The 203-nt window shown below is 67.0% G+C and carries 1 pseudogene; it reads right to left on the minus strand.

Going from position 1 to position 203, the window contains the following annotated elements:
* Window positions 1-5 precede the first annotated feature (5 nt).
* Window positions 6-203 (minus strand): annotated as a pseudogene (locus L0D17_RS13490) (hypothetical protein); the annotation flags it as partial.

Raw genomic sequence — 203 nt, forward strand, 5'->3', positions numbered from 1 at the left:
GTAGCTCAGGCCGGTGGTGTCCATGAGGTAAAGGGGGGGTCGGGGTCTTGGGGTGCGAGGTGGGCCTCCACCTCCTGGGCCAGGCGGTGGAGGAGGTCCTCCAGGAGGCTTGGGTCCAGGTGGTGGAGGGCGTAGCGGGCCAGGGACTGGTGGGAGGGGAAGGGGTCTTCCATCAGGTCTTGGACTACGGCTTCGGTTTTCCG

The sequence above is a fragment of the Thermus thalpophilus genome (assembly GCF_022760915.1).
Lineage (GTDB): Bacteria > Deinococcota > Deinococci > Deinococcales > Thermaceae > Thermus > Thermus thalpophilus.